The sequence below is a fragment of the Thermoplasmata archaeon genome (assembly GCA_035632695.1).
Classification (GTDB): domain Archaea; phylum Thermoplasmatota; class Thermoplasmata; order RBG-16-68-12; family RBG-16-68-12; genus RBG-16-68-12.
In genome coordinates this window covers 1-5,986 of record DASQGG010000081.1, presented here as the reverse complement: position 1 = coordinate 5,986, position 5,986 = coordinate 1, and the positions used below count along the sequence as shown (strand labels likewise).

Annotated in this window: 6 protein-coding genes; 1 reads left to right on the top strand and 5 read right to left on the bottom strand. The window is 66.7% G+C overall.

Features of this window, described 5'->3' with window-relative positions:
* The 3 genes from VEY12_06090 to purB all read right to left on the bottom strand — a co-directional run.
* A partial coding sequence (locus tag VEY12_06090; GenBank protein HYM39697.1) for a hypothetical protein occupies positions 1 to 990 on the bottom strand: 990 nt, incomplete at its 3' end.
* Positions 991 to 1,116: 126 nt separating this feature from the next.
* On the bottom strand, positions 1,117 to 2,877 hold the full coding sequence (locus VEY12_06085) for an ATP-dependent DNA ligase (GenBank protein ID HYM39696.1): 1,761 nt from the start codon (positions 2,875 to 2,877) through the stop codon (positions 1,117 to 1,119).
* Between the two features lie 43 nt (positions 2,878 to 2,920).
* Entirely contained in the window at positions 2,921 to 4,264 is a 1,344-nt protein-coding gene (gene purB / locus VEY12_06080; GenBank protein HYM39695.1) for an adenylosuccinate lyase, read from the bottom strand.
* A gap of 116 nt (positions 4,265 to 4,380) precedes the next feature.
* Here purB and VEY12_06075 point away from each other — a divergent pair, with 116 nt between their 5' ends.
* The gene (locus VEY12_06075) at positions 4,381 to 4,635 is read left to right on the top strand and encodes a hypothetical protein (GenBank protein HYM39694.1); all 255 of its coding nucleotides are present in this window, start codon (positions 4,381 to 4,383) and stop codon (positions 4,633 to 4,635) included.
* On the opposite strand, the gene VEY12_06070 is transcribed toward VEY12_06075, so the two are convergent.
* The gene (locus VEY12_06070) at positions 4,632 to 5,348 is read right to left on the bottom strand and encodes an MBL fold metallo-hydrolase (protein HYM39693.1); all 717 of its coding nucleotides are present in this window, start codon (positions 5,346 to 5,348) and stop codon (positions 4,632 to 4,634) included. The genes VEY12_06075 and VEY12_06070 overlap by 4 nt on opposite strands.
* Positions 5,349 to 5,379: 31 nt before the next feature.
* Positions 5,380 to 5,986: HAMP domain-containing sensor histidine kinase (locus tag VEY12_06065; GenBank protein ID HYM39692.1), on the bottom strand; the 607-nt coding region annotated here is incomplete at its 5' end.

The following is a 5,986-nucleotide window of genomic DNA, read 5'->3' as shown; positions in this document are numbered from 1 at the left end:
GTCGTTCTCTTCTCCTTTGAGGATGACGGTCAGGTACGCGTGCTTCCCGCGCTCCATGACAAGCGTGTAGTCCCCGTGCTTGATCGCGCTGAGCGAACCTCGCAGCGTCGGGAACGAGGTCCGCATGAAATTCTGGATCACATCGAGCGTGGCGCTGAACAGATCCTGGTCGATTACCTTCTCGCCGGGGCGGACCTTGGCGCCGATCAGGGTGCCGTCCGTGTAGATGATGAATGCCGCCTTGATGTCGTATCGACTCGCCTTCCAACGGCGGACCGCGACGGAGAACCGCTCGGGGCTTCGCGGCGAGAGTGTGATCACGGAGACGATCCCGGGGAAGACGAGACCCGTGGAAAACAGCGGGAGATAGTCCGGATTGCCTGTCACGCCGCGGAACGTGTTCGTCACGGTTCCCAGGACGACCGCTAGGAGGGCGGACACGAGGAGTCCAAACATCCGACGGCGCAGCTTGCGCGTCTCGTGGGCGACCTCACGGTACGTCCGCAGGAGGAAGTACGCGCCGAGGACCGCGTAGACGAGCGCGCCGGCGGCCCAGATCGCGAACACAGTGCGGTTCCAGTTGCCGATCCAGGGCGGTTGGTTGTTCCCGCCGAAGGAGGCGATGCCCTGGGAGTTAACCAGGAATAGCCAAACCATCGAGATGAGCCCTACCGCCGGAAGGAGGGTGACGAGGTAGATCTGCCGCATCCTCGTGTAGAAGACGAGGGCAAACAGGAAGATGAAGACGACCGCAAGGGTAAGCACCGAGAAGCTCAGGAGGGCCGCGAGCATCGCTTCGTCCTGGGTCGGAACCGTGAAGAAGAACACGTCGGCAAGGGCGTACGCCCCTGCGAAGAGGCAGGCGGCCAGGAAGAACGCCTCGGTCCACGTCCGGTAGCGGTCGCGGTACACCTGGTACACCGCAAGCCCCCACCAAACGCCGACGGTGGCGAGAGGCCAGAACTGCTGGTAGGGAAGGAGGGTAGGCATGGCCGGACCCGTGGCGGGTTCGCAAGCTCCGTAGACTATCTTAATGCTTCGATGTGGTTCTCTTTCCGGGGAGAATCCGCGATGCGGGCACGAATCACGAGGCTTCTCCGACCCGCGCACGGGCCGTCAGCCGGCCCCCGGTCGCACGGCCTTGAGCTGCCCGCGGTACATCTCGAGGAGCTCCTTCTGTGTCGTCGCGTCTTCGGGCTTTTTGTCGTCCCGCCAACGACCCGTGAAGCGCGGGAAGCGGACCGCGAGGCCCGCGCCCTTTCGGATCGCGTCCCGCGCGCACGTGTGCACCGGGCTGACCGTGATCTCGGCGCCCTTGACCTCAAGGACGAACCGAGGTTCGAACCACACGTCGGGGAGGATCTGGGAGTCCACCCGGGCGTGTATATGTGGGATCGTGACCTCCTTGAATCGATCCTTGAGGGCGAAGAGGGTCTCGTCGTCGAATCCCGTGCCGAGCTTGCACGTCGTCCGGAAGACATCGGCTTGGTCGTCGTATGCGGCCATGAGGAGCGCGCCGTAGGTCCCAGCGCGCTTCCCCCGCCCAGCGAAGGCGCCCACGGCGACCAGGTCAATCGTGTCGCTCAGTTCCGCGCTGTATTCCTTCTTGAACTTGATCCACAGGAAGCCGCGTGCCCCCGCCTCGTAGGTCGAGGTGAGCGCCTTGGCCATGAGCCCTTCGCATCCCGCCTGTAGCGCCTCGTCGAAGAACGACTCCGCGACCTTGACGTCCGCGGTCGTCTTGTACGTCGCGCGCCGGATGCGCTCGTTCTCCGTGAGGACGGCGTCCAGGCTCTCGCGCCGCTCGACGTATGTCCGCGTGGTGAAGTCCTCGCCCTCCCGCAGAAGGCAGTCGAACGTGAACAGGGTGACGGGAAACTCCTGGGCCATGCGGTCCACGTCCGTCTTGCGTCCGCGCCGCCGACTCACCTCCTGGAACGGGAGGAACTCGCCCGTGTTCGCGTCGACGGGGACGGCCTCGCCCTCGACGATGACTTCCTTGGCTCGGATCGCGGAGCGAAGCCCCTCGACGATTTCGGGGAACTGCCCCGTGATGTTCTCCAGCTCGCGCGAGAAGAGCTGGATCTTGTCCTTCGAGATGTGCGCCTGGCACCGCAAGCCGTCGTACTTGTACTCCAGCGCGCACTCCCCCAGGCGGTCCATGATCTCCTGGAGGGTCGGCAGCCGCTCCGCGAGCATGGAACGGATCGGGCGGAACAACTGGAGGTGAATCGCGTCGGCGCCCGCCAGTCCCTTCTCCGCGAGGACGCGAGCGACCTCGCCAAGGTCGGACGAAACGTTGTACGCGCGCTCCACCCGGTCCCGCTCTTCCTTGGTCGCGAACGTCGCGGCGAGGGCGTCTACGATGGTCATGTCCGCCACGCCGAGGCGCATCTTGCCCACGACGATCCGCAACAGGTATCGCGCCTCCCGCGGCTCCGAATCCGTGAGCAGTTCCGCGAGCAGGCGCAGCTTCCGTTCCTGGGACCCGGACCCGGACGTCGTCGCGATCTCCTTGAGGTTCGCGTAGACCTTGGCCACGGTGAGCGGCTCCGCCGTCAGGGAGGTCTGCTTCTTCCCCCGGAGCCGTTCTTCCGCCACGAGGCCGAGGTCCCCGGAGGCCTTCCAGGCGCGTTCGACCTCCTCCTCGCCGTCGCCGGTGGCCTGGGCGATCGCGCGGATTGCGAGCTTCTCCGCGAGGCCGAGCTCGATGCCGAGGTAATCCGGGAAGACCCGTCCCTGGGTCAGGTAGACGACGCGCTCGAGTTCCTCCTGGGGCACCTGCCGGAACAGGGCGACGAGGAGGTCCGTCATTTCGAGTCGTTTCGTCGTCGCCTCGAGCTTCTCGTACGCGTCGACCAAGGTCGCGTATCGCATCGGTCCACCCAGGCGCGTCAAGAGCTTAAGCGTGGCGGGCGGGTCAGTGGATTCTCGCCAGGACGGACGCCACGATGGCCTCGCTCTGCCCGATGTACCGCTCGGGCCGCATGGCCTCGTCGATCTCCTTGTCCGACAGGAGGGCTTTGACCCGCTTGTCGGCCTTCAGGGCGTCCTTCAGATGGGCCCTCTGGGCGCGGGCCTTCAGGGCGATGTCCCGAACCAGCCGGTGGGCTTCCTGCCGGCCCATCCCCTTCCGCGCGAGGGCGATCATCACGCTCTCGGACATGACCTGCCCCTTCGTCGCCTCCAGGTTCTCCTTCATCCGGTCCGGGTAGACGCGCAGGCCGCGGAACACCTCGATGGACCGCGTGATCATCTCGTCGAGGAGGACGCACGCGTGGGGGATCAGGATCCGCTCCGAAGCGCTGTTCGTCAGGTCGCGCTCGTGCCACAGCGCGACGTTCTCGTACGCGGGGATCGCCAGGGCGCGGACGATGCGGGCCAGGGAGACCACGTTCTCCGCGTTCACCGGGTTCTCCTTCTGGGCCATCGTGGAGCTGCCCACCTGCTTCTTCGCCTCGAACGCCTCCGCGGCCTCGCCGATCTCGTTCCGCTGGAGGTTCCGCACCTCGGTCGCGAACTTCTCCAGGGACGAGGCCACGTTGGCCAGGACCGCGATGAACTCCGCGTACCGGTCGCGGCCGACGACCTGGGTAGACGCCTCGTCCACTCCGATCCCGAGATCCGCCATGACCGCGGCCTGGATCTCGAGGGCCTTCGGGCCAAACGCGGCTCCCGTGCCCACGGCCCCGGACATCTTGCCCACGACCACGCGCTTGGTCATCTCGACGATCCGCTCGCGATGCCGCTCCACCTCCGCGGTGTAGACGGCCATCTTGAGGCCGAACGTGATCGGGGTGGCGGCCTGGCCGTGCGTGCGGCCGAGCATGACCGTCCCCTTGTGCCGCTTCGCCAGGTCCGCCAAGGCGCGTGCGAGTCCTTCCAGGCCCTCGTCCAGGATCGCGATCACATCCCGCAACTGGAGTGCCGTTGCGGTGTCCGAGATGTCGTTGCTCGTCGCGCCTAGGTGGACGTACTTGCCCGCCTCCGTGCCGCTGGCCTCCGTGAGGGCGAGGACCACGGCCATGAGGTCGTGGCGCGTCTCCTTCTCCAGTTCCGTCACGCGCGCGACCGTGACCTCCTCCGTGGTCGCATGCTTCGTGATTGCCTTCGCGGCGTCCGCCGGGATGAGGTCCGCCGCGGCCTCGGCGCGCGCGAGGGCCGCCTCCACGTCGAGGAGGCGCTGGAGTCGGCTTTCCTCGTCCAACACGGCCTTCATCTTCGGGCGGCCGTAGCGGAAATCGATCGGACAGAGCAGGGACATGGCCTTCCCGGAGCGGCAAAGGATTGGCCCGTTATGGAGCTTTCCCAGGGGTCCCGGGGCGGGCCGCCGAAAGGTCCATGGCCGGAAACGGGCATGTGGACTCAACGAGGGATGCCATGCGGTTTACCGCGTTCCAGAAGATCGGGCTCCTGGGAATCGTTGTCTTCGTCATCGGAGGGGTGACCGGCATCGTACTGCCGCAGATGTCGCCAACCGGCACCTACTCCTGGAGCGGCCTCGGGAGCGGCCTCATCGTCGTGGGAGGGATCCTCATCCTGGTCGGGGTCGTCGGGGGGATCTTCCTGGCGTTCTACCAAGCCGGCGCTGCCCGCGAGAGGGCGCGGCTGGGATCCCAACCGCCGCGCCGCTAGGGTCCCTCGTCCCTCGCGTCGGCCCCAGGCTCAGGTCCGGCCGACGGCGTCCGGACAGGACTCCCATGTCCCGGGAGCAGGACGCCCGCCTTCAGGTCCGTGAGTCGGCGAAAGGAGTTGACCGCGGCCGCGGCATCCTCGACGAGATTGGGAGGCTCCGGCTTCCCCCGTCGCCCGTTCACCGCGTCCCCGGCGAACAGGATGTCCGCGCTCCGGGCGTAGAAGGCGCAGGACCCGAGGGTGTGTCCCGGCGCGTGGATCACCTCGATCGGCCAACCGAGGACGTCCAGCGTCTCGCCACCCTCGAGGACTCGATCCGCCTCGAAGGGATCCGCCCGGATGAACAACGTGATGACGCCCATGAAGGCCGCGGCCACTTTCATGGCGGGTCGCGTTCCGTGCGTCCGGCGGCGCTCCCGTTTCGCCGCCACGGGCGCGTCGAGCCGGTGCAACTCCGCAGCCGCCCCCGCCTCGCGTCTCCAGACGCCCGCCGTGCCCACGTGGTCCGCATGATGGTGTGTGAGCAGGAGGGCCGCGATGTCGTCGACCTCCTTCCCGAGCTCTCGCAGCCCCTGGCGGATGAGGTCCTCCGCCTTCCGAGTCCCTGTGTCCACGAGGACGATCTTGCCCAGGTCGATCAGGTAGAGGTTGACGAATCGGTCCTCGAGGCGGTAGACTTGGTCCGCGACGCGGCGGAGGTGGTCCGAGGCCACGGTCCGTGCATCCGCGCGTTCCGGATAAGCCTCACGCCGATTCGGAATCCTCCCTCGCTTGAGGCGATCCCGCCAAGATCGGGAGGCGAAGCGTGAACGTGCTGCCCTTGCCCGCCTCGGATGCCACGTCGATGTGCCCACCGTGCGCCTCGACCACGGCCTCCACGAAGCTCAGGCCCAGGCCGACCCCATCGCCCTGCGGCTTGGTCGTGAAGAAGGGCTTGAAGACGAGTTCCCGTTCCTCGGGGGACATTCCCTTTCCGGTGTCCCGGACGACGATTCGGATCGTCGCGTCCTCGGTGGAGAGGGCCACGGACACCACCCCATGGTCGGTCGCCTGGTACGCGTTCTTGATCAGATTCACGAACGCCTGGGACATCTTCAGGGAATCCACCGCGGTGAGGATCGGCGTCTCTCCCAGATCGAGACTCAGGGTCACTCCCTCCTTACGGTAGGCGGATGCCTGGTCCGCCGCGGTGCGGAGCAGGGCAACGATGTCCGTCTCCTTCCGGTCGATCGCGCTCGCCTGCGTGAACGTCATGATTTCCTCGATGATGCGGGTCGCCAGGCGCCGTTGTATGTCGATCTTGTCGAGCCGTTCCCTCGTCCCACCGTCCTGGGTCTGCCGTCGGATGCTC